Annotated in this window: 20 protein-coding genes and 1 other RNA gene; 12 read left to right on the top strand and 9 right to left on the bottom strand. The window is 65.5% G+C overall.

Going from position 1 to position 26,849, the window contains the following annotated elements:
* Nucleotides 1–1,400 (bottom strand): DNA polymerase III subunit gamma/tau (gene dnaX, locus HMPREF3014_RS35225; RefSeq protein ID WP_256562447.1); only part of this gene is annotated, 1,400 nt, incomplete at its 3' end.
* Nucleotides 1,401–1,436: 36 nt separating this feature from the next.
* On the opposite strand from dnaX, the gene HMPREF3014_RS26490 reads away from it, so the two are divergent.
* Nucleotides 1,437–2,303 (top strand): substrate-binding periplasmic protein, encoded by an 867-nt coding sequence (locus tag HMPREF3014_RS26490; RefSeq protein WP_003120462.1) that lies wholly within the window; start codon nt 1,437–1,439, stop codon nt 2,301–2,303.
* 46 nt (nt 2,304–2,349) lie between these two features.
* Here HMPREF3014_RS26490 and ffs read toward each other — a convergent pair.
* The 6 genes from ffs to HMPREF3014_RS26460 all read right to left on the bottom strand — a co-directional run bounded on the left by ffs (nt 2,350) and on the right by HMPREF3014_RS26460 (nt 10,662).
* Nucleotides 2,350–2,446, bottom strand: an RNA gene (gene ffs, locus HMPREF3014_RS26485) — signal recognition particle sRNA small type.
* 110 nt (nt 2,447–2,556) lie between these two features.
* The gene (locus HMPREF3014_RS26480) at nt 2,557–2,934 is read right to left on the bottom strand and encodes a hypothetical protein (RefSeq protein ID WP_003083354.1); all 378 of its coding nucleotides are present in this window, start codon (nt 2,932–2,934) and stop codon (nt 2,557–2,559) included.
* Between the two features lie 45 nt (nt 2,935–2,979).
* The gene (ligA, locus tag HMPREF3014_RS26475; RefSeq protein WP_023087607.1) at nt 2,980–5,364 is read right to left on the bottom strand and encodes an NAD-dependent DNA ligase LigA; all 2,385 of its coding nucleotides are present in this window, start codon (nt 5,362–5,364) and stop codon (nt 2,980–2,982) included.
* Nucleotides 5,365–5,454: 90 nt separating this feature from the next.
* A complete protein-coding gene (gene zipA / locus HMPREF3014_RS26470) occupies nt 5,455–6,324 on the bottom strand; it encodes a cell division protein ZipA (protein ID WP_003083352.1) in 870 nt (289 codons plus the stop codon).
* A gap of 164 nt (nt 6,325–6,488) precedes the next feature.
* Complete coding sequence (gene smc, locus HMPREF3014_RS26465; protein ID WP_009876179.1) at nt 6,489–9,977, bottom strand: chromosome segregation protein SMC; 3,489 nt, start codon at nt 9,975–9,977, stop codon at nt 6,489–6,491.
* 25 nt (nt 9,978–10,002) lie between these two features.
* Complete coding sequence (locus HMPREF3014_RS26460) at nt 10,003–10,662, bottom strand: GntR family transcriptional regulator (protein WP_003083350.1); 660 nt, start codon at nt 10,660–10,662, stop codon at nt 10,003–10,005.
* 180 nt (nt 10,663–10,842) lie between these two features.
* Between HMPREF3014_RS26460 and alkB2 the strand changes: the two genes are divergently transcribed.
* The 5 genes from alkB2 to guaD all read left to right on the top strand — a co-directional run bounded on the left by alkB2 (nt 10,843) and on the right by guaD (nt 18,283).
* On the top strand, nt 10,843–11,976 hold the full coding sequence (gene alkB2, locus HMPREF3014_RS26455; RefSeq protein ID WP_003083349.1) for an alkane 1-monooxygenase AlkB2: 1,134 nt from the start codon (nt 10,843–10,845) through the stop codon (nt 11,974–11,976).
* 220 nt (nt 11,977–12,196) lie between these two features.
* Entirely contained in the window at nt 12,197–13,651 is a 1,455-nt protein-coding gene (xdhA, locus tag HMPREF3014_RS26450; protein WP_003083347.1) for a xanthine dehydrogenase small subunit, read from the top strand.
* Nucleotides 13,644–16,043 carry a xanthine dehydrogenase molybdopterin binding subunit gene (xdhB, locus tag HMPREF3014_RS26445; protein ID WP_003122919.1) on the top strand — a complete coding sequence of 800 codons (2,400 nt, stop codon included), beginning with the start codon at nt 13,644–13,646 and terminating at the stop codon, nt 16,041–16,043. Before xdhA ends, xdhB begins: the two co-directional genes overlap by 8 nt.
* A 26-nt stretch (nt 16,044–16,069) precedes the next feature.
* Complete coding sequence (gene xdhC / locus HMPREF3014_RS26440) at nt 16,070–16,909, top strand: xanthine dehydrogenase accessory protein XdhC (protein WP_003083344.1); 840 nt, start codon at nt 16,070–16,072, stop codon at nt 16,907–16,909.
* Nucleotides 16,910–16,978: 69 nt separating this feature from the next.
* On the top strand, nt 16,979–18,283 hold the full coding sequence (gene guaD / locus HMPREF3014_RS26435; RefSeq protein WP_003083342.1) for a guanine deaminase: 1,305 nt from the start codon (nt 16,979–16,981) through the stop codon (nt 18,281–18,283).
* Between the two features lie 53 nt (nt 18,284–18,336).
* On the opposite strand, the gene HMPREF3014_RS26430 is transcribed toward guaD, so the two are convergent.
* Complete coding sequence (locus HMPREF3014_RS26430) at nt 18,337–19,116, bottom strand: GntR family transcriptional regulator (protein WP_003083340.1); 780 nt, start codon at nt 19,114–19,116, stop codon at nt 18,337–18,339.
* A 374-nt stretch (nt 19,117–19,490) separates the two neighbouring features.
* On the opposite strand from HMPREF3014_RS26430, the gene HMPREF3014_RS26425 reads away from it, so the two are divergent.
* A complete protein-coding gene (locus HMPREF3014_RS26425) occupies nt 19,491–20,840 on the top strand; it encodes an NCS2 family permease (RefSeq protein WP_003087209.1) in 1,350 nt (449 codons plus the stop codon).
* Nucleotides 20,841–21,083: 243 nt separating this feature from the next.
* Here the strand turns inward: HMPREF3014_RS26425 and uraH are convergent, their stop codons facing one another.
* Nucleotides 21,084–21,464, bottom strand: coding sequence for a hydroxyisourate hydrolase (gene uraH / locus HMPREF3014_RS26420; protein ID WP_003087207.1), 381 nt, complete (start codon nt 21,462–21,464; stop codon nt 21,084–21,086).
* A 372-nt stretch (nt 21,465–21,836) separates the two neighbouring features.
* Here uraH and puuE point away from each other — a divergent pair, with 372 nt between their 5' ends.
* The 5 genes from puuE to HMPREF3014_RS26395 are packed head-to-tail and all read left to right on the top strand — an operon-like array spanning nt 21,837 to nt 26,181.
* A complete protein-coding gene (puuE, locus tag HMPREF3014_RS26415; protein WP_003083336.1) occupies nt 21,837–22,763 on the top strand; it encodes an allantoinase PuuE in 927 nt (308 codons plus the stop codon).
* On the top strand, nt 22,760–23,275 hold the full coding sequence (gene uraD, locus HMPREF3014_RS26410) for a 2-oxo-4-hydroxy-4-carboxy-5-ureidoimidazoline decarboxylase (protein WP_003087205.1): 516 nt from the start codon (nt 22,760–22,762) through the stop codon (nt 23,273–23,275). The genes puuE and uraD overlap by 4 nt, the downstream gene beginning before the upstream one ends.
* 17 nt (nt 23,276–23,292) lie before the next feature.
* Entirely contained in the window at nt 23,293–24,291 is a 999-nt protein-coding gene (alc, locus tag HMPREF3014_RS26405) for an allantoicase (RefSeq protein ID WP_009876177.1), read from the top strand.
* Between the two features lie 54 nt (nt 24,292–24,345).
* Nucleotides 24,346–24,855: an ureidoglycolate lyase gene (locus HMPREF3014_RS26400; protein ID WP_009876176.1), complete on the top strand. Its 510-nt coding sequence runs from the start codon at nt 24,346–24,348 to the stop codon at nt 24,853–24,855.
* 48 nt (nt 24,856–24,903) lie between these two features.
* Nucleotides 24,904–26,181 carry a urate hydroxylase PuuD gene (locus HMPREF3014_RS26395; RefSeq protein ID WP_003083321.1) on the top strand — a complete coding sequence of 426 codons (1,278 nt, stop codon included), beginning with the start codon at nt 24,904–24,906 and terminating at the stop codon, nt 26,179–26,181.
* The last annotated feature ends 668 nt before the right edge of the window (nt 26,182–26,849 follow it).

Below are 26,849 nucleotides of genomic sequence, written 5' to 3'. Positions count from 1 at the left end.
TCGGGCTCGGGCTCGGGCTCGGGCTCGGCAGCGAGGCTCGGCGCCGGCTCTTCCCAGGGCAAGTCGACGACCTCTGCCGCGGCGGCGGGCTCTTCGACAACCGCTTCCGCGACGCGTGCCTCGACCGCCGCCGGCGGCGCGGATGGTGCTGCCGCCGGGGCAGCCGGGGCTTCGACGGGCGCAGCTACGGGCGCGGCAGCAACGGCAGCGACCGGCGCAGGCGAGGCCGCGCCGGCCACGGGGGAGTTGGCGGGATCAGTCGTGGCCTTGCTGATCCCCAGGTCCTTTAGCGGCGTCCTCGGCGCGCCGTCGGCGTCCGCCGGGCGGAACGCGAGCATCCGCAGCAACACCATCTCGAAGCCGCTACGCGGATCGGGCGCCAGCGGCAGGTCGCGGCGGCCGATCAGGCCCATCTGGTAATAGAACTGTACGTCTTCCGCCGGCAACGCCTGGGCCAGGGCCAGCACCCGCTCGCGGTCGCCCTGGCCATTGTCGATCGCTTCCGGCAGGGCCTGGGCGATCGCGACGCGGTGCAGCACGTTGAGTATTTCGGCAAGCACGCCGCCCCAGTCCGGCCCCTGCTCGGCCAGGTGGCGCACCGCTTCGAGCAGGGCGCGCGCATCGCCCTCCAGCAAGGCCTGGAGCACGCCATAGACCTGGCCGTGATCGAGGGTACCGAGCATCGCCCGCACGTCTGCGGCCAGCACCTTGCCCTCGCCGAAGGCGATGGCCTGGTCGGTCAGGCTCATGGCGTCACGCATCGAGCCGTCGGCGGCGCGCCCGAGCAACCACAGGGCGTCATCCTCGAAGGGCACGTTCTCGGCTCCGAGCACGTGGGTCAGGTGCTCGACCACCCGCTCCGGCGGCATGTTCTTCAGGGAGAACTGCAGACAGCGCGAGAGGATGGTCACCGGCAACTTCTGCGGGTCGGTGGTGGCCAGCAGGAACTTGACGTGCGGCGGCGGCTCCTCGAGGGTCTTGAGCAGCGCATTGAAACTGTGCGACGAGAGCATATGCACTTCGTCGATCAGGTAGACCTTGTAGCGTCCGCGGGTCGGCGAGTACTGCACGTTGTCGAGCAGCTCGCGGGTATCCTCGACCTTGGTCCGGCTCGCGGCGTCCACTTCGATCAGGTCGACGAAGCGGCCTTCGTCGATTTCGCGACAGACCGAGCATTCGCCGCACGGCGTGGAGCTGACCCCGGTCTCGCAGTTCAGGCACTTGGCCAGGATCCGCGCGATGGTGGTCTTGCCGACCCCGCGGGTACCGGTGAACAGGTAGGCATGGTGCAGCCGCTGGTTGTCCAGGGCGTTGATCAGAGCCTTGAGCACATGGGTCTGGCCGACCATTTCACGGAAGGAACGGGGACGCCATTTACGCGCAAGAACTTGATAACTCATCGAAAACCGTCGCAGAAGGGAAGCACAAGTCGGCCAATGCTAGCGCAATTTACCCCTTCTGCGCTCGCCGACTTGGCAAACTGCGTGCTAAGAATTCCCCTGGCCCTTCAGCAGCCCTCGTCGGTGGCAATGACTCTACCTTCCCTGACATCGTTCATGCCTCATTTCGGCGCACCGGCGCTGCTCCTGCTGCAGTTGCTCGCGGCCCTGCCAGCGACGGCCGCGGAGACCGACGCGACGCCATTGCGCTTCTCGGTGATGGAAAGCTGGAGCATGCCGTTGGTCCGCCTGCAACGGGGCCAGCCGATCGACGGCATCGTCTACGACATCACCCGCTCCCTTGCCCGGCAGGTCGGCCGCAAGGCGCTCTACCACCCCTACCCGCGCGGGCGCATCGAGCAGGCGATGAACGCTGGCGAAATCGATGTCCGCTGCTACATCAGCCCCGCCTGGCTCAGCCACGACTTCCCCGGCTATCGCTGGAGCGTCGCGCTGCTGGTGCAACGCGACATCCTGGTCGCCCGCGAAGGCTTCGCGCCGATTCCCGAGGCGCTGCCGGCCCAGCGTATCGGTACCGTCCTTGGCTACAGCTATCCCCGCTTGCAAGCGCTGTTCGACATCGGCCGACTGCGCCGCGACGATGCGCGCACCCAGGATCTGGTGCTGGAAAAGCTGCGCGCCGGCCGCTACCGCTACGCGGTCAGCCATCAACTGTCGCTGCACTGGAGCAACCGCCAGGCGCCGGGGCAGCCGCCACTCCAGGAAGCCGCGCAGCTCGAAGAGACGGCGGTGAGCTGCATGGTGCGGGACTCCGCAGAGGTTCCGGTGGAAGCGATACTGAAGACGTTCGAGGAAATGAAGCGCAGCGGAGAGATCGAGGAGATACTGCAGCGCTACCGATAAGAGCGGCGGCGGCGTGCGAAAAATGGCGGGCCTGAAATGGAGGCGGCCCCGCCAGCCACACCCCGGCACACGATGTTCCCGCTGTGGCTGCTTCCTTCCGGACCTGACCAGGTTGACGGGTAATCGTTGCGGGGGGACCGACAGGGCCACCATTGCAGCCTACCCTCGGGTAGGCCGCGCCATTCTACCGGCTTGCGCGTAAGTTACAACCACTTCAAGCACTTACGTTTGCAATCCATTTCGCGAAGGCGGTTCATTGCTGCTGGATCAGACCCTCCGGCGGCGGCTGGGTCGATACGCTCAGCTCGGTATCGACATACAGGTCCAGGGTGCCCCAGCCCGGCTTGGTGCTGAACGACGCATACTTCTCCTCACCGCGATGGAAGGAGAAGGCGATCCGGTAATCGCTGCCGCCGAACAGCTTCACCGGAAACTCGCGGACCTGGCCGGGCCGGATCTCCCCGGAGAAGGTTTCCACGCCCTGCTCCTTGTAGCTGTAGGCGATCGGCGCCGAAGCCTGGCCACTGTAATGCAGCAGGATGCGCGGCCGCTCGCTCCAACCCACGTAGGCGCCGAACAGCACCACCAATGCGAGCACGCCCAGCAACCGCTGCTTTCTTGCCTTGTCCATCGTTAACTCCAGTCTTCGGAAATCTTTCGCAGCAGCGCCGCCGCTTCAGCGGGCGACGCCGTGCTCGTCGAACAGTTTCAGCAGGCCGTCTTCGTCGAGCACCTTCACGCCCAGCTCGTTGGCCTTGGCCAGCTTCGAGCCGGCGCCGGGCCCGGCGACCACGCAGTGGGTCTTGGCCGACACCGAGCCGGCCACCTTGGCGCCGAGCCCTTCCAGCTTGTCCTTGGCCACGTCCCGGCTCATCGCCTCCAGGGTGCCGGTCAGCACCCAGGTCTGCCCGGCCAGAGGCAGGCCTTCGACCGCCTTGCGCTCGCTCTGCCAATGCATGCCGAACTCACGCAACTGCGCCTCGATGGCCAGGGCACGCTGCACGTTGGCCGGCTCGTCGAAGAAATCGCGCAGGCTTTTCGCCGCTCGCTCGGGCAGACGCTCCACCTGGCGTAGATCGAGCCAGTCGGCGCGGATGATGCCGTCGAGCGAACCGAAGCGGCTGGCCAGCTTTTCCGCGCCGGTGGCGGCGATGAAGGGAATGTTCAGCTTGTCGATGAAACCGGCCAGCGAGGCACAAGCGGCGAACTCCGCGGCGACCTCGCCCTCTTCCTGCAACTGCACGCCATGTTCGGCATCGCGCAACTGGGCGATCACCTGGCGGTTGTGCTCGTCGGCGAAGAAGTTGTGGATCTCGTAGGCTACCTCGGCGCCGACGTCCGGCAGGTAGGTCAACACTTCCGGGAGCGCCTTGCCGATCCGCTCGAGCGAACCCAGCGAACGCGCCAGCAGCTTGGCGGTTTCCTCGCCGACGTCGGGAATACCCAGAGCGAAGATGAAGCGCGCCAGCGAAGGCTTGCGGCTATCGGCGATGGCCGTCAGCAGGTTGTTGGTGGACAGCTCGGCGAACCCTTCCAGCTCGAACACCTGTTCATAGGTCAGGGTATAGAGATCCGCCGGCGAGGCGACCAGCCCGCGATCCACCAGTTGCTCGACGATCTTGTCGCCAAGACCGTCGATGTCCATTGCCCGGCGCGATACGAAATGGATGATCGCCTGCTTCAACTGCGCCTGACAGGAGAGGCGGCCGACGCAGCGATAGATGGCGCCCTCGCTGATCGACTCCTTGCCCTTGCTGCGCTTGACCAACTGGGTCCGCTCCACGGCCGAGCCGCAGACCGGGCAATGCTCGGGCACCTCGATAGCCTGCGCATCCGCCGGGCGGCGCTCGAGCACCACCTGCATGACCTGCGGAATCACATCGCCAGCACGGCGGATCACCACCGTATCGCCGATGCGCAGGCCCAGGCGGGCGACTTCATCCATGTTGTGCAGGGTCGCATTGGACACCGTGACGCCGGCCACCTGCACCGGCTTGAGGCGTGCCACCGGGGTCACGGCGCCGGTGCGGCCGACCTGGAACTCGACACCCAGCAGCTCGGTCAACTCCTCGCGCGCGGGGAACTTGTGGGCGATCGCCCAACGCGGCTCGCGCGCGCGGAAGCCCAGTTCGCGCTGGAAGGCGATGCGGTTGACCTTGAACACCACGCCGTCGATCTCGTAGGCCAGCGCATCGCGTCGGCGACCGATGTCGTCGTAGTAGTCGCGGCAGGCCTGGGCGCCCTTGACCAGGCGCAGCTCGCGACTGATGGGGATACCCCAGCTGCGGAACGCCTCGAGGATGCCCACCTGGGTGTCCGGCAGCGTCCCGCTGACCTGGCCGAAGCCGTAGGCACAGAATTCCAGCGGGCGACTGGCGGTGATCTTCGAATCCAGCTGGCGCAGGCTGCCGGCCGCCGCGTTGCGCGGGTTGGCGAAGGTCTTGCCGCCGGTTTCCACGGCCTTGGCGTTGAGCGCCTCGAAACCGGCCTTGGACATGAACACCTCGCCGCGCACTTCGAGGATCTCCGGCCAGCCTTCGCCGTGCAGCTTCAGCGGTACGTTGCGAATGGTGCGTACGTTGCTGGTGATGTCCTCGCCGGTGCTGCCATCGCCACGGGTGGCGCCGCGCACCAGTTGGCCGCGTTCGTAGAGCAGGCTGACGGCCAGGCCGTCCAGCTTCGGCTCGCAACTGTACTCGACCTCCGCGCCACCGCCGAGCAGGCCGCCGCCAGGCAACAGGTCGGCCAGTCCTTCGCGTACGCGGCGGTCGAAGTCCAGCAGGTCCTGCTCCTCGAAGGCGTTGCCGAGGCTGAGCATGGGGATCTCATGGCGCACTTCGCCGAACGCCGAGGCCGGCGTGCCGCTGACCCGCTGGGTCGGCGAGTCGGGCGTCAGCAGTTGCGGGTACTCGGCCTCCAGCGCCTGCAACTCGCGGAACAGGCGATCGTATTCGGCGTCGGGAATGCTCGGTTCGTCGAGCACGTAGTAACGGTAATTGTGGGTGTCCAGTTCGGTTCGCAGTTGCGCGATGCGTTCGGCGGCAGCCTGGGTGTCGGTCATGGTGGGAGTCCGTGAAACGAAAAGAGCAGCCTCGGCTGCTCTATAGAGTAGTTCGCCCCCTCCCGTACGAAGAAAGGGGCTGTGGCCGGATCAGCGCTTCTGCATCAGGCTGCGACGCTCATGGTCGATGATGCGCTGGCGGTAGTGCTCGATGGTCTGGGCGGTCAACACGCTGCGCTGCTCGTCCTTCAGCTCGCCGTTCAGCTCGTGGGCCAGCTTGCGCGCGGCGGCAACCATCACGTCGAAGGCCTGCTTCGGATGGCGCGGCCCCGGCAGGCCGAGGAAGAAGCTCACGGCGCGGGTGCTGAAGTTGTCGATGTCGTCCAGGTCGAAAGTGCCCGGTTTCACCGCATTGGCCATGGAGAACAGGATCTCGCCATTGCCGGCCATGCTTTCGTGGCGATGGAAGATGTCCATGTCGCCGAAGCGCAGGCCGCTCTCGAGGATGTTCTGCAACAATGCCGGCCCCTTGAAGCCGCTCTCGTCGCGGGCGATGACGTTGATGATCAGCACCTCGTCGACCGGGGCAGGTTCGGCAGCAACCGCAGGGGCTTTCTCCCGCTCTTTCTCCTTGCGGCCCTTCGACTTGCCCTTGCGCGGCTCCACCGTCTCGGCGGCATCGCTCGGGTCCGCCTCCAGGGCCAGCCCCTCGTCGAGGTCCAGATCGCCCTGGCGCGGCTCTTCCTGGCGCTTGCCGCCCTTGCGTTCCTTGGCTTCGCGGGCGCTGACGCTGGGCAGGTCCTGTTCGTCGAAGGATGGCTCGCGATGCTCGACCACGCGCGCCGGCCCCAGCAGTTCAGCCGAGTCGCCGTCGTCGTCCGGCAGATTGGCGAAACTGCGGTCGAGCTTGAACTTCAACTTGCCCTTGCCGCCCCGCATCCGCCGCCAACCGTCGAAGAGAATGCCGGCGATCACGATAAGCCCGATAACGATAAGCCATTCGCGCAGACCGATATCCATGTAATTCCGTAGCCCCTAGTGAAAATGGTGAATAAAAAATGAAAAAAGGACGTCCTGTCCCTTGAAACGTGGAGCCAACCTTGTTCTGACAGAACTTTCCCACGCGATACAAAAAGTGGCCATTAAACTAACATGCCCATGCACAAGTTTACACTGCCTGACACTCAGGCTTCAGCCAATGCGACCGCCTCTTCCACGTCAACTGCAACAAGCCGTGAACAGCCCGGCTCATGCATGGTCACGCCCATCAACTGATCGGCCATTTCCATGGCGATCTTGTTGTGGGTGATATAGATGAACTGCACCTTTTCCGACATCTCCTTCACCAATCGCGCATAACGTCCGACGTTGGCATCGTCCAATGGCGCATCGACTTCGTCGAGCATGCAGAACGGCGCCGGGTTCAACTGGAAGATGGCGAATACCAGCGCCAGCGCGGTCAGCGCCTTTTCCCCGCCGGACAACAAGTGGATGGTGCTGTTCTTCTTGCCCGGCGGGCGCGCCATGATCGCCACACCGGTATCGAGTAGATCTTCGCCGGTAAGTTCCAGATATGCCGTACCGCCGCCGAATACCTTCGGGAACAATGCCTGAAGGCCAGCATTGATCTGGTCGAAGGTTTCCTTGAAACGATTGCGGGTTTCCCGGTCGATCTTGCGGATGACGTTTTCCAGCGTCTCCAGCGCTTCGGCCAGGTCGTCGTTCTGCGAGTCCAGGTAGCGCTTGCGCTCGGACTGCTGCTGGTACTCCTCGATCGCCGCCAGGTTGATCGGCCCCAGACGCTGGATGCGCGCCGCGAGACTCTCGAGACGCTCCTCCCAATCGCGTTCGCTGGCATCCAGGGGCAGGTTGGCCAGTACCGTATGCAGGTCGTAGCCGTCTTCGGCGAGCTGCTCCTGCAAGGCTTTGCGCCGCACCACCAGCCCCTGCCACTCCAGGCGCTGCTGCTCCAGCTGGCCACGCAGCAGTTGCGATTGCTGCTCGGCCTGGCCGCGGCGCTTCTCCACCTCGCGCAGTTCGCGATCGGCGTCTTCCAGGGCCAGCCGCGCCTGCTTGAGTTCGTCCTCGACGGCCATCCGCCGCTCCAGCAACTCCTCGAGCTTCATGCGCAGCTCTTCCAGCGGTGCCGCCCCCTCCTCCAGATTGAGGTTGAGCTGTTCGCAACGCTCGTTGAGGCGCGCCGACTGCTGGTCGAGGCGCTCCAGGGCCTGCTGGGTGGAATTGTGCTGCGCCTTCAGCGAGCCGACCCGCACCGCCAACTGGTGCGCATGGTCCTTGTGGGTGCGGGCATCCTGGCGAATCCGGTCGAGCCGTTCGCGCAGGGCGTCACGCTCCGCCAGCAGGGTTTCCCGGCGCTCGGTGTCCAGCGCCATGCTATCCAGCGCTTCCTGCAGGGTCAGGCGCGCCTCGCTCAGTTGCTCCTGTTCCAGCGCGCGCTGCTCGGCCAGTTCCGCCACTTCTTCGTCGAGACGGCGGCGACGCAGTACCAGTTGCTCGACCTTGGCCTGCTGCGCGGACAACTGCGCCTTCAGCTCGCCGTGCCGGCGCCCCTCCTCCTGGACCTGGCGCCGCACCTGCTCGCGCGCGCCTTCCAGCTCGCGCTGCTCGTCGCGGGCCGCAGCCAGACGCTCCTCGCCTTCGGCGACACGGGTTTCCAGGGCCTCCCGCCGCTCCTGCAACGCCTCCAGTTCCTGGGCGCGGGCGAGCATGCCGCCCTGGGCCTCGTCGCTGCGCCGGACCCGCAGGAAGTGCCGGCCGACCCAGTAGCCATCGCGACTGATCAGGCTCTCGCCGTCGTCCAGGGCGCCGCGCTGGGCGAGCGCCTGTTCCAGGGTCTCCACCGGTTTCACCCGGGCCAACCAGGGACTCAGGTCGGCGTCGGCGCGGACCTTGTCCAGCAGCGAACCGGCCGCCGTCGCGGCTCCACGAGCGGGGCTGAGCAGGCGCAGCTCGCCCTTGCCGAAGCCGGCCAGGGCGAGCCCGTCGAAGCCGTCCAGCAAGACCGCCTGCAGATCCGCGCCGAGCACGGTCTCCACCGCCAGCTCCCAACCCGGCTCGACACGCAAGCCTTCGGCGAGGCGCGGACGTTGTTCCAAGCCCTGCTCGCGCAACCACTCCAAGGCGCCCTGTCCGGGATCGAGAGCGGCCTGCTGCAGGGCCTCCAGCGAAGCGATGCGCCCGTTCAGGCGCTGCAACTCGCCCTGCGCCTGGTGCTGTTCGGCGGCCAGTTGCTGCAATTCCTGGCGCAATTGTTCGAGTCGCTCGGCTTGGCCCTGCTCCTGCAATTGCAGTTCTTCCAGGGCCAGTTCGGCGATCGCCACCTGCTCGTTGAGTTCGAGGATCGCCGCGTCCTCAGGGTCGGCCGCCAACTGGCCACGCTCCTCCTGCAGGCGCCGCTCGCGATCCTGCAGGCGCTCCAGGCTCTGCTCCAGGTGCTGGATGCGCGACTGCTGCACCTCGGCCTGGCGGCGGGGTTCGGCACTCTGCTGGTTGAAGGCATCCCACTGCTGCTGCCAGGCCTGCATGCCCTGCTCGGCCTGTTCCAGGGCGATGCCCGCTTCTTCCGCGGCGGCCGCGCTGAGTTCCTGTTCCGGTGCGAGCATGGCCATTTCCTCAGCCAGGGTCGCGAGCAAGGTACGGTCGTGCCCGAGGTGCGATTCGGTTTCCTGGCGGGTCCGTTCGGCTTCGCGCAAGTCGTCCTGCAACTGGCGCTGGCGCTGCTGGCCATGCTGGATGCTCTGCTCGACCCGGGCGATGTCGCCGCCGACCGAATAGAAGCGTGCCTGCACCTGGTTGAAGCGTTCGGACAACTCGTGATGGCCGTCGCGCAGCCGTTCGATGCCGGCATCGGCACCGCGCTGCTCGGCTACCAGGGCCTCGAAGGCGACCTCCTGGTCGCCGATGACCCGCTCGCGCTGACCGACCTGCTCGTTCAGGTCGCGCCAGCGCACGGCACCCAGCTGGGCCTTGAGCTGGCGCTCCTCGGCCTTGTGCTCCTGGTATTTTTCCGCCGACTGGGCCTGCCGGTGCAGGCGTTCCAGTTGCCGCCCCAGCTCTTCGCGCAGGTCGGTGAGGCGTGCCAGGTTTTCCTGGGTCCGACGGATGCGGCTTTCGGTTTCGCGGCGGCGCTCCTTGTACTTGGAAATGCCCGCGGCTTCCTCGATGAAGTTGCGCAGGTCTTCCGGACGCGCCTCGATCAGCTTGGAGATCATGCCCTGTTCGATGATCGAGTAGCTGCGCGGCCCCAGGCCGGTGCCGAGGAAGATGTCGGTGATGTCGCGCCGCCGGCACTTGGTGCCGTTGAGGAAATAGGTGTTCTGCCCATCCCGCGAGACCCGCCGGCGAATGGATATCTCGGCGTACTGGGCGTATTCGCCCACCAGGGTGGTCTCGGCGTTGTCGAAGATCAGCTCGATGCTCGCCTGGCTCACCGGCTTGCGGGTATTCGAGCCGTTGAAGATGACGTCGGTCATCGACTCGCCGCGCAGGTTCTTCGCCGAGCTTTCGCCCATCACCCAGCGCACCGCGTCGATGATGTTCGACTTGCCGCAGCCGTTCGGCCCTACCACTGCCGCCATGTTGCTGGGGAAGTTCACCGTGGTCGGATCGACGAAGGACTTGAACCCCGCCAGCTTGATGCTCTTCAGGCGCATGCGTGCGCTCCCGCCAGGGTCGCCATCAGCGTTCGGCGAGCGCGGCCAGCACCAGCTGGCAGTTGTGGCGGCCGTATTCCAGCAGGACCTCGCGGATCCTCGCCTCGTCACGGGCGATCACCGCTTGCAGGAGCTGAGCAAAACTGCCGAGGAACTGGTTCATTTCCGCCTTGCGCCGTTCCAGCGCCAGGTGGTAGGCGCGACTCACCGCCGGCAGCAGGTTTTCGACGGTCTCCTGCAGGTAGGGATTGTTCGCGAAAGGAAAGGCCGCGCGCATGATGTCGAAGCTGGCCTCGACGAAGCCGTCGATATCGCTTTGCGCCAGGTTGTTCAGCAGGCGCTGCTGGATGACCAGGAACGGTGCCAGCTCGGCTTCGCTGCGCCAGCGCCGGGCGACGCTTTCCGCCAGCAGGATGTAGAGCTGCACGATCAGCGCGTAGAGGCTTTCCACATGTTGCGGGGACAGTTCGGACACCTGGGCGCCGCGGCGCGGCAGGATGTTCACCAGGTGGCGGCGTTCGAGAATCAGCAGCGCCTCGCGGACCGAGCCGCGACTGACGTTGAGGGTCTGGGTGACCTTCTGCTCCTGGATACGTTCCCGTTCCTTGAGTTCTCCCCGGATGATGCGTTCCGCGAGGTGGTGGGCGATCTGCTCTGCCAGGCTGTCCGGGGCCTTGAACGTCATGGTGATCCTTTTATCCAGGGGCGCGTTTTCCGGGGGTATATGGATGGGAAGTGTAACACAGGGCGTTACCCCGCCGGCTTCCCGGCGAAGCGGCGGACAGAACGAAGGTTGGGATGGGGCAGGCCGGTCAAGGGAGGACAATTGTCAGACAATCTAACAAGATAAATACGAGGACTTCCCATGTTTGCCTCGCTTTCCTCTGCCTGGATGCTGCGTCTGAAAAAGTACGGCTACTGGATCTGGCTGATCGCGGTGCTCGGCATCCCGCTCAGCTACTGGTGGTCGCTCGGTAGCGACTACCCCAACGCCTGGCCCTGGCTGGTGATCAGCGTGGTGTTCGGGCTGATCCCGATCCTCGATGCCATCGTCGGCCGCGATCCGGCCAACCCCGAGGAAGCCAGCGAAGTGCCGGAGATGGAAGCACAGGGCTACTACCGCGTACTGTCCCTGGCCACCGTCCCGCTGTTGCTGGGCATGCTCGTCTGGTCCGGCTGGATCCTCGCCCACGAGACCCGCTGGGACTGGGTCGGCCAACTGGGCTGGATCCTGTCGGTGGGCACCGTGATGGGCGCCATCGGCATCACCGTCTCCCACGAACTGATCCACAAGGACCCGCAACTGGAACAGAACGCCGGCGGCCTGCTGCTGGCGGCGGTGTGCTATGCCGGCTTCAAGGTCGAACACGTGCGCGGCCACCATGTACACGTCTCGACCCCGGAAGATGCCTCGTCCTCGCGCTACGGCCAGAGCCTCTACTCGTTCCTCCCGCACGCCTACAAGCACAACTTCCTCAACGCCTGGCGCCTGGAGGCCGAGCGCCTGAAGCGCAAGGGCCTGCCGGCCCTGCACTGGCGCAACGAGCTGATCTGGTGGTACGCCATCAGCGCCCTCTTCCTGCTCGGCTTCAGCCTGGCCTTCGGCTGGCTGGGAGCGATCTTCTTCCTCGGCCAGTCGGTGATGGCCTTCACCCTGCTGGAGATCGTCAACTACGTCGAGCACTACGGCCTGCATCGGCGGCGCCTGGACAACGGCCGCTACGAACGCACCACGCCGGAACACTCGTGGAACAGCAATTTCCTCCTGACCAACCTGTTCCTTTTCCACCTGCAGCGCCATTCCGACCACCATGCCTACGCCAAGCGCCGCTACCAGGTGCTGCGCCACTACGACAGCAGCCCGCAACTGCCCAACGGCTACGCCGGGATGATCGTCCTCGCCCTGTTCCCACCGCTCTGGCGCGCGGTGATGGACCCGAAGGTGCGCGCCTACTATGCCGGCGAGGAATACCAGCTTACCGACACCCAGCGCATCTGAGCGTCCCGCCCCTGGGAAACGGCACCTTCGGGTGCCGTTTTCGTTTATGGGCAAACTGACTGACCTACAGGTCAAAAAATTATTTGACTCAAAAGTCAGTTTTTTCTAGATTCGCCTCCATAGCTCCTACCGTGGAGCCCTGTGCGGAAACCGCCCCACTCCGGCCGGTTCTCCTGCAAGGCCTAGAATTCAATAACAAGAACCCGCCTGGAGGCACGCCTTGATCAGGTTCCTGCTCAACCGGGAGATCCGCGTCGAAGAACGCCTGGACCCCAACCTCACCGTCCTCGACTACCTGCGCCGGCACCTCGGCAAGACCGGCACCAAGGAAGGCTGCGCCTCCGGCGATTGCGGCGCCTGCACCGTGGTGGTCGGCGAACTGGTCACCGGCGAGGATGGTGCCGAACGCATCCGCTATCGCAGCCTGAACTCCTGCCTGACCTTCGTTTCCGCCCTTCACGGCAAGCAATTGATCACCGTCGAGGACCTCAAGCACCAGGACCGCCTGCACGACGTGCAGCAGGCGATGGTCGACTGCCATGGCTCGCAGTGCGGGTTCTGCACGCCGGGTTTCGTCATGTCGCTGTTCGCCCTGCAGAAGAACAGCGCCGGCGCCGATCCGGCCAAGGCCCACGAGGCGCTCGCCGGCAACCTCTGCCGCTGCACCGGCTACCGGCCGATCCTCGACGCCGCCGAGCAGGCCTGCTGCCACAAGCGCGCAGACCAGTTCGACGCCCGGGAAGCCGCCACCATCGAGCAATTGCGCGCCATCGCTCCGCGCGAAACCGCCGAGCTGAACAGCGGTGACCGGCGCTGCCTGCTGCCGCTCACCGTCGCCGACCTGGCCGACCTCTACGGCGCCAATCCGCAGGCACGCCTGCTGGCCGGCGGCACCGACCTGGCGCTGGAGGTCACCCAGTTCCATCGCGAACTGCCGGTGATGATCTATGTCGGCCACATCCGCGAAATGAAACGCATCGAAGTGGGCGCCAACTGCCTGGAAATCGGCGCCGCCACCCCGCTGACCGACTGCTACCAGGCGCTGGCCGCGGACTACCCGGACTTCGGCGAGTTGCTGCAGCGTTTCGCGTCCCTGCAGATCCGCAACCAGGGCACTCTCGGCGGCAATATCGGCAACGCCTCGCCGATCGGCGACGCCCCGCCGCTGCTGATCGCCCTCGGCGCGAAGATCGTCCTGCGCCGCGGCGAACGGCGCCGCGAGCTGCCGCTGGAGGAGTACTTCCTCGACTACAAGGTCACCGCCCGCGAAGAAGGCGAGTTCATCGAGAAGATCCTGGTCCCGCGTGCCCGGCCCAGCCAGGCGTTCAAGGCCTACAAGGTCTCCAAGCGCATCGACGACGATATTTCCGCGGTCTGCGCCGCCATCAGCCTCGACCTGGAAGATGGCCGGATCGCCCGCGCCAGGGTCGCCTTCGGCGGCATGGCGGCGATTCCCAAGCGCGCCGCCGCCTGCGAAGCGGCGCTGCAAGGCGCGCGCCTGGAAGCCGCCAGCTTCGAACGCGCCGCGGCCGCCCTGGCGAACGACTTCACCCCGCTCAGCGACTTCCGCGCGAGCAAGGAATATCGCCTGCTGACCGCGCAGAACCTGCTGCGCAAATGCTTCCTGGAGCTGCACGCTCCCGCCGTCGAAACCCGGGTGACCGCCTATGTCTAACCATCGCAAGCCGCACAAGAGCCAGGAAGAGCTGGCCGACCTGTTCCGCGCCGAGCTGACCACCGGAGTCGGCCGCAGCGTCAAGCACGAAAGCGCCCCCAAGCACGTCAGCGGCGAGGCGATCTACATCGACGATCGCCTGGAGTTTCCCAACCAGTTGCACGTCTATGCGCGCCTGAGCGAGCGCGCCCACGCCCGCATCACCCGCCTCGACGTGACGCCCTGCTACCAGTTCCCCGGCGTCGCCATCGCCCTCACCGCCGCCGACGTTCCCGGCCAGCTCGACATCGGCCCGGTGGTGGCCGGCGACCCGCTGCTGGCCGATGGCAAGGTGGAGTATGTCGGACAGATGGTCCTGGCGGTCGCCGCCGACAGCCTGGAAACCGCGCGCAAGGCGGCCATGGCGGCGATCGTCGAGTACGAAGACCTGGAGCCGGTGCTCGACGTGGTCGAGGCCCTGCGCAAGCGCCATTTCGTCCTCGACAGCCACCAGCACCGCATCGGCGATTCCGCCGCCGCGCTGGCCGGCGCGCCGCATCGCCTGCAAGGCACGCTGCACATCGGCGGCCAGGAGCATTTCTACCTGGAGACGCAGATTTCCTCGGTAATGCCCAGCGAAGACGGCGGCATGATCGTCTATTGCTCGACCCAGAACCCCACCGAAGTGCAGAAGCTGGTGGCCGAGGTCCTCGGGGTTTCCTTCAACCGCATCGTCATCGACATGCGCCGCATGGGCGGCGGCTTCGGCGGCAAGGAAACCCAGGCCGCGGCGCCGGCCTGCCTGTGCGCGGTGGTCGCCTACCACACCGGGCGTCCGGCGAAGATGCGCCTGCCGCGCATGGAGGACATGCAGATCACCGGCAAGCGTCACCCGTTCTACGTCGAATACGACGTCGGCTTCGACGACGATGGCCGCCTGCACGGCATCCAGATCGACCTGGCCGGCAATTGCGGCTATTCGCCGGACCTCTCCGGCTCGATCGTCGACCGCGCCATGTTCCACTCGGACAACGCCTACTTCCTCGGCAACGCCACCATCAACGGCCACCGTTGCAAGACCAACACCGCCTCGAACACCGCCTACCGCGGTTTCGGCGGGCCCCAGGGAATGGTCGCCATCGAGGAGATCATGGACGCCGTGGCCCGCAGCCTGGGCAAGGACCCGCTGGAGGTGCGCAAGCTCAACTACTACGGCAAGAACGAGCGCAACGTCACCCATTACCACCAGACCGTCGAGCACAACCTGTTGGCGGAGATGACCGCCGAGCTGGAAGCGAGCAGCGAGTACGCCCGCCGCCGCGAGGAAATCCGTGCCTTCAATGCCGCCAGCCCGGTCCTGAAGAAAGGCCTGGCGCTGACCCCGGTGAAGTTCGGCATTTCGTTCACCGCGACCTTCCTCAACCAGGCAGGTGCGCTGATCCACATCTATACCGACGGCAGCATCCACCTGAACCATGGCGGCACCGAGATGGGCCAGGGCCTCAATACCAAGGTCGCCCAGGTGGTCGCCGAGGTCTTCCAGGTCGACGTGGAGCGCATCCAGATCACCGCCACCAATACCGACAAGGTACCCAATACCTCCCCCACCGCCGCCTCCTCGGGCACCGACCTGAACGGCAAGGCCGCGCAGAATGCCGCCGAAACCATCAAGCGGCGCCTGGTGGAGTTCGCCGCACGGCACTGGAAGGTCAGCGAGGAAGACGTCGAGTTCCGCAACAACCAGGTGCGTATCCGCGAGCTGATCCTGCCGTTCGAGGAACTGGTCCAGCAGGCCTACTTCGGCCAGGTTTCGTTGTCCAGCACCGGCTTCTACCGCACGCCGAAGATCTTCTACGACCGCGAGCAGGCCCGTGGCCGGCCCTTCTATTATTTTGCCTACGGCGCCGCCTGCTCGGAGGTGATAGTCGATACCCTCACCGGCGAATACCGCATGCTGCGCACCGACATCCTGCATGACGTCGGCGACTCGCTGAACCCGGCCATCGACATCGGCCAGGTCGAAGGCGGCTTCGTCCAGGGCATGGGCTGGCTGACCATGGAGGAACTGGTCTGGAACGCCAAGGGCAAGCTGATGACCAGCGGCCCGGCCAGCTACAAGATTCCCGCCGTCGCCGACATGCCGCTGGACCTGCGGGTGAAACTGCTGGAGAACCGCAAGAATCCGGAGCAGACCGTGTTCCATTCCAAGGCCGTGGGCGAGCCGCCGTTCATGCTCGGCATCTCGGTCTGGTGCGCGATCAAGGACGCCGTGGCCAGCCTCGCCGACTACCGCGCGCAACCCGCCATCGACGCGCCGGCGACGCCCGAGCGGGTGCTCTGGGGCGTGGAACAGATGCGCCGGCTGAAGGCCGCCCAGGCGCAAGCGGCGGACGCCGCGGTCGAACCGGCCTGAACCGCCGCGATCGGGAGGATGACGAGATGAACTGGATCAGCGCCCTGGCCGAGTTGCAGCGTAGCGGCGAACCTTGCGTCCTGGTGACCATCATCGAGGAACGCGGCTCGACCCCGCGCAACGCCGGCTCGAAGATGGTGGTCAGCGCCGAGCGGCTCTACGACACCATCGGCGGCGGCCACCTGGAATACAGGGCCCAGGCCATTGCCCGGGAAATGCTCGCCGCGCGGACCCAGGACACCCGCCTGGAGCGCTTCAGCCTGGGCGCCAGTCTCGGCCAGTGCTGCGGCGGCGCCACGGTGCTGCTGTTCGAGCCGATGGGCCAGCCGCAGGCACACATCGCCGTGTTCGGCGCGGGCCACGTCGGTCGCGCCCTGGTACCCTTGCTCGCCAGCCTGCCCTGCCGGGTGCGCTGGATCGATTCGCGGGAACACGAATTTCCCGCGCTCCTGCCCGACGGCGTGGAGAAAGTGGTGAACGACGAAGTGCTCGACGAGGTCGAGCGGATGCCGCCCGGCAGCCACTTCATCGTCATGACCCACAATCACCCGCTGGACCTGGAGCTTACCGCGGCGATCCTGGCGCGCAACGACTTCGCCTACTTCGGCCTGATCGGCTCGAAGACCAAGCGCGTCAAGTTCGAGCACCGCCTGCGCGAACGTGGCGTCGACGCCGAACGCCTGCAACGGATGCGCTGCCCGATGGGCCTGGAGCAGGTGAAAGGCAAGCTGCCGGCGGAGATCGCCATCTCCATCGCCGGCGAGGTGATCGCCACCTACAACGCCGCCTTCGGCCTGGAACGCAAGCAGGGGCCGTCGAGCGTCACCCGGCTGACCCCGGAGTCGCGCCGCGCCCACGAATCCTGAGCGGCCCCCCGCTCCCCCGCGTCCGCCGCCAGGCGGCGGACCTCCCACGAACCTTTTTTCGAGACTGCCATGACCCGCAACGCCAAAGCCTACCGCGCCGCCATCCTGCACAGCATCGCCGACCCCGCGGAGGTCGGCGTCGAACGCTCCTACGAATACTTCGAGGACGGCCTGTTGCTGGTGGAGGACGGCAAGGTCGCTCGCCTCGGTGACGCCGAAACCCTGCTCGGCGAGATCGGCGAGGTCGAGGTCTTCGAGTACCGCGACGCGCTGATCACCCCCGGCTTCATCGATACCCACATCCATTTCCCGCAGACCGGGATGATCGCCTCCTACGGCGAACAACTGCTGGACTGGCTGAACACCTATACCTTCCCCACCGAGCGCCAATTCGGCGACCAGGCCCATGCCGACCAGGTCGCCGAGATCTTCCTGCAGGAACTGCTGCGCAACGGCACTACCACCGCGCTGGTCTTCGGCAGCGTGCACCGGCAGTCGGTGGAATCGCTGTTCGAGGCCGCCCGGCGCCTGGACCTGCGCCTGATCGCCGGCAAGGTGATGATGGACCGCAACGCGCCGGACTACCTGACCGACACCGCCGAGAGCAGCTACCGCGACAGCAAGGCGCTGATCGAGCGCTGGCACGGCCAGGGCCGTCTGCTCTACGCAGTGACCCCGCGCTTCGCCCCGACCAGCACCGCGGAACAGCTGGACATGGCGGCGCGGCTGCTGCGCGAGCATCCCGGCGTATACCTGCACACCCACCTGTCGGAGAACCTCAAGGAAATCGAGTGGGTGAAGGAGCTGTTCCCCGAGCGCAGCGGCTACCTGGACGTCTACGACCACCACGGCCTGCTCGGGCCGCGCTCGGTGTTCGCCCATGGCGTGCACCTGTGCGACGGCGAATGCCAGCGCCTGGCGGAGACTGGCTCGGCAGTGGCGTTCTGCCCGACCTCCAACCTGTTCCTCGGCAGCGGTCTGTTCGACCTGCCGAAGCTGGAGCGCTACAAGGTCAAGGTCGGCCTCGGCACCGATGTCGGCGCCGGCACCAGCTTCTCCCAGCTGCAGTCCCTGAACGAGGCGTACAAGGTCATGCAGTTGCAGGGCGCCCGCCTCGATCCGTTCAAGTCGCTCTACCTCGCCACCCTCGGCGGCGCCCGCGCGCTGGAGCTGGACGACCGGATCGGCAGCTTCGCCACCGGCAACGAGGCGGACTTCGTGGTCCTCGACTACCACGCCACCCCGCTGCTCTCCTACCGCCTGAGCCAGGCCGGCAGCCTGGCCGAACGGCTGTTCGCGCTGACCATCCTCGGCGACGACCGCACGGTGAAGGAAACCTTCGCCGCCGGTCGCTCGGTGCATCGCCGCGACTGACTCCCGGCGGAAACGAAAAAGCCCCGCATCGCGGGGCTTTTTCATGCTTCGGATCAGGCCGCCGAGTCGCTGTCGGCCTTGGCCCGGCGTGGCTTCTTCTTGCCGCCGAGGAGGTGCGAGAACACCGCGTGCAGGTCGCCGGAAGCGTTGTCGCTCTCCAGGTTGAGCTTGCTGTCGATATGCTCCATGTGGTGCATCATCAGGGTCACCGCGCGCTCCTTGTCGCCCTTCTCGATGGCGTCGAGGATCTCGTTGTGCTCGTCGAACGAGCAGTGCGAGCGACCGCCGCTTTCGTACTGCGCGATGATCAGCGAGGTCTGCGACACCAGGCTGCGCTGGAAACTCACCAGAGGAGCGTTGCGCGCCATCTCGGCGAGCTTCAGGTGGAACTCGCCGGACAGGCGGATGCCGGCGCCCCGGTCGCCACGGGCGAAGCTGGATTGTTCCTGCACCACCATCTCGCGCAACTCGGCCAGGCGCTCGGCGGTGGCGTTGTCGGTGGCCAGTTCGGTGATGGCGCGCTCGACGGTGCGGCGGGCGAAAAGGATCTGCCGGGCCTCGTCGATGCTCGGGCTGGCGACCACCGCGCCGCGGTTCGGCCGTAACAGCACCACCTGCTCGTGGGCCAGGCGCGAGAGGGCGCGGCGAATGATGGTGCGGCTGACGCCGAATATCTCGCCGAGCGCTTCCTCGCTCAGCTTGGTGCCGGGGGCCAGGCGTTGTTCGAGGATGGCGTCGAAGATGTGGGCGTAGACGATCTCGTCCTGGGTACCGCTGCGGGCAGCCTTGCCGGTGCGCGGCGGCTTCCTGATGTGTTGCAACTGATCGGTCATCGGTCTCGAACCTTGTGCGTCCGGCTTGTGGCCTGGGCTGATCCTCGCTCACGGGCGTGGGTGAGGCACGCCGGCGGCTGATAGCGAAATAGTGTACACAAGCAGCGGCATCCGGCGCACCACCCCTTTCCGCCCCTCGTTCCGAGCGCGCGGCACCGCCCGGAAGGACGCGTGACGGAAAGCTGATAAAAATGTGGCGAAACACCCTCAAACATTCTTTGACCTTTTTGTATACAAAGGCATAATCGCTCGCACGAGTTCTTGACCCAAAGGTCAGAAAATCGTGCCCTCACATCACCTTCGAGCCGCGTCAGGGACCTGGTAACCAACCGGCCCGCAGGACCTAACAACAAGAGCGATGAGGAGTACCTGCTGTGGAAAGCACCAAACAAGAAGAACAAGGGATCTACGCTGCGACACCGCCCGCCACCGGCCTGCTCGAACGCCTGTTCAAGCTCCGCCAGCATGGTACGACGGTCAGGACCGAGCTGGCGGCCGGGCTGACCACCTTCATCACCATGGCCTACATCATCTTCGTCAATCCCAACATCATGGCCGACGCCGGCATCGACCACGGCGCGGCGTTCGTCGCCACGTGCCTGGCGGCCGCCCTCGGCTGCTTCCTGATGGGCCTGTACGCCAACTGGCCGGTGGGCCTGGCGCCGGGAATGGGGCTGAACGCCTTCTTCACCTACACCGTGGTCGGCACCATGGGCTACAGCTGGCAGATCGCCCTCGGCGCGGTGTTCATCTCCGGGGTGATGTTCATGCTGCTGACCTTCTCCCGGGTCCGCGAATGGCTGCTCAACAGCATCCCCCGCAGCCTCAGGTTCGCCATGGGCGCGGGTGTCGGCCTGTTCCTCGGCCTGATCGGCCTGAAGACCGCCGGCATCGTGGTGGCCAGCCCGGCGACCCTGATCAAGCTCGGCCACCTCACCTCGCCCGGCCCGCTGCTGGCGGCACTGTGCTTCCTGATGATCGCCGTGCTCGAGTACCGCCGGGTGTTCGGCGGCATCCTCATCAGCATCCTCAGCGTCACCCTGGTCGGCTGGGCCCTCGGCCTGGTGCAGTACGGCGGGGTGTTCTCGGCGCCGCCGAGCCTGGCGCCGACCTTCCTGGCGATGGACATCGCCGGCGCGTTCAACGTCACCATGATCAGCGTGATCCTGGCCTTCCTCTTCGTGCACATGTTCGATACCGCCGGCACTCTCATGGGCGTCGCCCAGCGCGCGCACCTGGTGAAGGAGGACGGGCGCATCGAGAACCTGTCGAAGGCGATGAAGGCCGACAGCGCCTCCAGCGTGTTCGGCGGCATGCTCGGTGTCCCGCCGGTGACCAGTTACGTGGAGAGCGCCGCGGGCGTGGCCGCCGGCGGACGTACCGGGCTCACCGCGGTGGTGGTCGGCGTGCTGTTCGTCGCCGCGATGTTCTTCGCCCCGCTGGCCGGGATGATCCCCGCCTTCGCCACCGCCGGCGCGCTGATCTACGTGGCCATGCTGATGATGGGCGGGATGGCGCACATCGACTGGGACGAGCACACCGAAACCATCCCGGCGATCGTCACGGTGATAATGATGCCGCTGACCTTCTCGGTGGCCGACGGTATCGCCCTGGGCTTCATCACCTACGTCGCGATGAAGGTCCTCACCGGCAAGCACCGCGAAGTCTCGGCCAGCCTCTATGCCTTGTTCGTGATCTTCGTCGCCAAGTTCATCTTCCTCTGACCCGCCCGGATGGCGGATGGCCGCACGCGGCTATCCGCCTCGAACCTGTCGTTGCCCCGCAGGGCTCGCGACGCACAGCCTCATCCGTCGCCCATTCACACCTTGCGCCGCATCGTCCTGCCCCCCCCCCGCAGATGGCGGATAACCGGCAACCCTCGGCGCCTTCCCCGCGAACGAAAAAAGGCCCGCTCGACGGCGGGCCAGGGAAAAGGACTCAGGGAGTCAATGTTTCGTGGCACGCACCTAGCTGCCGCGATAGGTCGAATAGCTGTAGGGCGAGATCAGCAGCGGCACATGGTAGTGATCGTCGGCGGAGGCGATGCCGAAACGCAGCACCACCTGGTCGAGGAATGCCGGCTCCGGCAATTGCACGCCGCGGGCGCGATAGTAGTCGCCGGCGTTGAACACCAGTTGATAGACCCCGGGACGGAAGTCCTCGCCTTGCAGCACCGGCTGGTCGCAGCGGCCGTCGTGGTTGGTCAGGGTGGTGGCGATCAGTTCCAGTTGCTGGCCTTCTACCCGGTACAGCTCGATCTTGATGCCATGGCCGGGGCAGCCGTGTGCGGAATCCAGTACATGCGTGGTCAAACGTCCCATGGGTTGCGGGCGCCCGCTGGCGGACACCACTCCTCCTCTTGCCTTCGTTCGATGGGGATCGCTCCGGGACCTGCCCGGCGCCGCTCGCTTGCAGCCCGCCAGGGAGCCGCTTGCGAAGCAATATAAGTTATCTTTCGATGAATTGTATACAAAAAACACCGCCACAACCGAAAATGCGGCAGCCGCCCCGAAATCGAGCATTCCTTCCACAAGCCCCACCCCGCAGGGCCTCATTCTTCGCTAACTGACCAGTCGGGCAGGTTTTTTGCTGGATGAATGGCAGGGATCGGCAAGCAGGATTGTATTTACAGACCGCAGGCAAACTTGTATACAATAAATCCATCACGGCATCCCCGGCCCGTCCGGCCCGCCGCCCCATCCACAATAAGGAACACTGCTGTGAGCGCTGACTACCCACGCGACCTGATCGGATACGGCAACAACCCTCCCCACCCTCACTGGCCCGGCGATGCCCGCATCGCCCTGTCCTTCGTGCTCAATTACGAAGAAGGTGGCGAGCGCTGCGTCCTGCATGGCGACAAGGAGTCCGAGGCGTTCCTTTCCGAGATGGTGGCTGCCCAGCCCTTGCAGGGCGTGCGCCACATGAGCATGGAATCGCTCTACGAATACGGCAGCCGCGCCGGGGTCTGGCGCCTGCTCAAGCTGTTCAAGCGACGCAACGTGCCGCTCACCGTGTTCGCCGTGGCCATGGCGGCGCAGCGCAACCCTGAGGTGATCAGGGCGATGGTCGCCGACGGCCATGAAATCTGCAGCCACGGCTACCGCTGGATCGACTACCAGTACATGGACGAGGCCCAGGAGCGCGAGCACATGCTCGAAGCCATCCGCATCCTCACCGAACTCACCGGGCAGCGCCCGGTGGGCTGGTACACCGGACGCACCGGCCCGAACACCCGGCGCCTGGTGATGGAGGAAGGCGGCTTCCTCTATGACTCCGACACCTACGACGACGACCTGCCCTACTGGGACCCGGCCAGCACCGCGGAGAAACCGCATCTGGTGATTCCCTATACCCTGGACACCAACGACATGCGCTTCACCCAGGTGCAGGGCTTCAACAATGGCGAGCAGTTCTTCCAGTACCTGAAGGACGCCTTCGACGTGCTCTACGAAGAAGGCGCGACGGCGCCGAAGATGCTCTCCATCGGCCTGCATTGCCGGTTGATCGGTCGCCCGGCGCGGATGGCCGCCCTGGAGCGCTTCATCCAGTACGCGCAGAGCCACGACAAGGTCTGGTTCGCCCGCCGCGAAGACATCGCCCGCCATTGGCACCGTGAGCATCCTTTCCAGGAGACCGAGGCATGAGCCGTTTCCAGACCCTGACCCCCGCCTCGCTGTCCCGCGAGGCCTTCGTCGAAGCCTTCGCCGACATCTACGAACACTCCCCCTGGGTCGCCGAGAAGGCCTATGACCTGGGTATCGACGACAGCCTCAACGATATCGAGGGCCTGCACCAGCGCATGGCCGACATTCTCCTGTCGGCAAGCCGCGAGGCCCAGCTGGCGCTGATCAACGCCCACCCGGACCTCGCCGGCAAGGCAGCGATCCGTGGCGAACTGACCGCCTCCAGCACCTCCGAGCAGGCCGGCGCCGGGATTCACGAATGCAGCGCCGAGGAGTTCGCCCGCTTCACCGAACTCAACGACGCCTACAAGGCCAGGTTCGGCTTCCCCTTCATCAAGGCGGTGAAGGGCAGCAACCGCCATCAGATCCTGGCGGCCTTCGAGGAACGCATCCAGCACTCCGCCGACGAGGAGTTCGCTACCGCGCTGGCCGAGATCAACAAGATCGCCCTGTTCCGCCTGCAGCAGCTCTGAGGCCTGCGGAGACGAGCATGAACGCCGAACACGCGCCCTTCCGCCACTACCTCGACCTCGCCGACGCGCGCCTGGGCAGCCAGGTGGTCGCCGTCAGCGACGAATGGTTCGCCCCGGCCAGCCGCATGCTGCAGGCCGGCGAACCGGTGTGGAAGGAAGGCGTGTTCGACGACAGCGGCAAGTGGATGGACGGCTGGGAAACCCGCCGCAAGCGCTTCGAGGGCCATGACCAGGCGGTGATCCGCCTGGGTGTGCCGGGCGTGCTGAAGGGCGTCGACATCGACACCCGCTTCTTCACCGGCAACCATCCGCCGGCGGCTTCCCTGGATGGCTGCTTCTGCACCGAAGGCGACCCGGACGACAGCACGTCCTGGAGCGAAGTGCTGCCGGCGGTGGGGCTGCAGGGCGATAGCCATCACTACCACCCGATAGACGACGAACGTCCCTGGACCCACCTGCGTCTGAACATCTACCCGGACGGCGGTATCGCCCGCCTGCGCCTCTATGGCGTGCCCTACCGCGACTGGAGCAGCCAGCCGCCGGGAACGGCGCTCGACCTGGCCGCAGCGGTCAACGGCGGCCGGGCGCTGGCCTGCTCCGACCAGCATTTCGGACGCATGGGCAACCTGCTCAACCCCGGACGTGCCATCAACATGGGCGACGGCTGGGAAACCGGCCGCCGCCGCACGCCGGGCCACGACTGGGTGATCGTCGCCCTCGGCCATCCCGGCAGCATCGAGGCGGCGGTCGTCGATACCTTGCACTTCAAGGGCAACTATCCGGAAAGCTGCAGCATCCAGGCCGCCTTCGTGGAAGGCGGGAACGAGGCCCGGATCGAGGCGCAGAGCCTCTTCTGGCGCGAGCTGCTGCCAGCGCAGAAGCTGGAAATGCACCAGGAACACCGGTTCGAGCGGCACCTCAACGCCCTCGGCCCGATCACCCATGTACGCCTGAACATCTTTCCCGACGGCGGCGTCAGCCGCCTGCGCCTGTTCGGCAGGCCACAATTACCGTGAGACCCGGGCCCCGCGTGCGTCCGGAATACAACAAACAGAATCGACAGGATCAGTATGCGCACTCTCAAGATCGAGCCGTTGACCAAGGAAGCCTTCGCCCCGTTCGGTGACGTGATCGAAACCGCCGGCAGCGACTATTTCATGATCAACAACGGCTCCACCCGCCGTTATCACAAGCTGGCCACGGTCGAGACCGCGCAGCCGGAAGATAACGCGATCATCAGCATCTTCAGCGCCGAGAAGCTGGATATGCCGTTGCGCATCCGCATGCTGGAACGCCATCCGCTGGGCAGCCAGGCCTTCATCCCGCTGCTCGGCAACCCCTTTCTGGTCGTGGTCGCGCCACTTGGCGATGTACCTGTACCGGGCCTCGTCCGCGCCTTCCTGACCAACGGAAGGCAGGGCGTCAATTACCACCGCGGCGTCTGGCACCATCCGGTGCTGACGATCGAAAAGCGGGATGACTTCCTGGTGGTCGATCGCAGCGGTTCCGGGAACAACTGCGACGAGCATTTCTTCACCGAGGACGAACAGCTCCTCCTCGACCCCCAATCAAACCAATAAGAGAGGTCCTGCCGCCGGTCCGCCGGCCAGGGCAAGAGGTACAAGACTGTGGAAGCACATCTCATCGAATGGCTGAACCTGCTGGTGCGCTGGATTCACATGATCGTCGGGATCGCGTGGATCGGCGCTTCGTTCTATTTCGTCTGGCTGGAGAACAACCTCAACCGCAGCAACCCGCGTGAAGGCCTGTCCGGAGACCTCTGGGCAATCCACGGTGGCGGCATCTACCACCTGGAGAAGTACAAGCTGGCTCCGCCGAAAATGCCGGAGAACCTGCACTGGTTCAAATGGGAGGCCTACTCCACCTGGATGTCCGGGGTGGTGTTGCTGACCATCGTGTTCTACCTGAACCCGACCCTCTACCTGATCGCCCCCGGCAGCGACCTGGCGCCGGCGGCGGCCATCGCTATCGGCATCGGTTCGCTGGTCTGCGGCTGGTTCGTCTACACCATCCTCTGCGATTCGGCGCTGGGCAAGACCCCTGCCCTGCTCGGCCTGGTCCTGTTCGTCCTGCTGGTCGCCGCCGCCTACGGCCTGACCCAGGTGTTCAGCGGCCGCGGCGCCTACCTGCACGTCGGCGCGATCATCGGCACCATCATGGTCGGCAACGTGTTCAGGGTGATCATGCCGGCCCAGCGCGCGCTGGTGAAAGCCATCGAAGAAAACCGCGAGCCCGATCCGGTGCTGCCGGCCAAGGGCCTGCTGCGCTCCCGGCACAACAACTACTTCACCCTGCCGGTGCTGTTCATCATGATCAGCAACCACTTCCCGAGCACCTACGGCAGCCAGTACAACTGGCTGATCCTGGCCGCCATCGCGGTGCTCGCGGTACTGGTACGCCACTACTTCAACACCCGCCACGAAAGCAACCGCTTCGCCTGGGCACTGCCCGCCGGCGCGCTGGGCATGATCGCCCTGGCCTTCGTCACCACGCCGAACTACCAGCAGGCTTCCGCACCGCTGGCCAGCACCCCGGCGGCGGCACCGGCACAACCGGCGACCGGCGGCGACGCACCAGCCGCGCCCGCCGCGACCCAGGCCTCCAATGCCGGGGCCGCGAGCGGAGCCGACTTCGACAAGGTCCATCACGTGATCCAGGAGCGCTGCACCGTCTGCCACTCGGCGAAACCGACCAGCCAGCTGTTCAGCACCGCGCCAGGCGGGATCATGCTCGACACCCCGCAGCAGATCCAGCAACTGGCACCGAAGATCCAGGCCCAGGCCGTGGCCTCGCAGATCATGCCGCTGGGCAACATCACGCAGATGACCCAGGAAGAACGCAACCTGATCGGCAGCTGGATCGCCAAGGGCGCACAGATCAACTGAGCCTTGGCCGAAAGGCTAAGAACCGCACCTCCGGTTCCCCGCAGCAGAACAACCCTGCTGGCCCTACCCCAAAAGCCCTCTCCATAGAGGGCTTTTGGCCATAACTGGCCATATCTTTCAGCCCCCAACCTCTCCGATAACTCACTTTCCTTCACCCTGGGCCGATGGAACGAAACCGTGCGGCGCTCCACCATTGAAAGCGACCAACCAACCATCGCTATCCGCAGGTACGTGTCGTCTCGTATTTGCCCAGCAAACTTCGCTCGGGTGATCTGCGTGGCCGGGGGACCTGTGCTGCGTCGTGTGATAGTGCGCGCCCCATCTTCGGCTGCCTTGCCAATGAAGAACTGTGCAACTTTTTGGTTGATAACGTTGTGGATAGAACGCTAGGGAACAAATACCCAAAGGGCTCCGAGAGAGTGCGCAACTCTTTGCAAGCGGTGTGCAAAAAGTTGCGCAATTTTCAGTGTTCTTCCCATGAGAATCGCCAGCGAATTTTTGGCTTCCCCCAATAACGCCTTGATGGAAAAGAGTTTCAAGACCAGTGGCACGGTTCTTGTCTAGCACCGATGCCCCCGGCATATCGCCTGGGCACTTTCAACGACAAGGAACGTATCCATGGCAACCCCCGCCTACATGTCCATCACCGGCACCAAGCAGGGCCTGAT

Source organism: Pseudomonas sp. HMSC065H01 (assembly GCF_001815235.1).
Taxonomy (GTDB): Bacteria; Pseudomonadota; Gammaproteobacteria; order Pseudomonadales; family Pseudomonadaceae; genus Pseudomonas; species Pseudomonas aeruginosa.
This window is presented reverse-complemented; position numbering and strand designations above follow the sequence as displayed.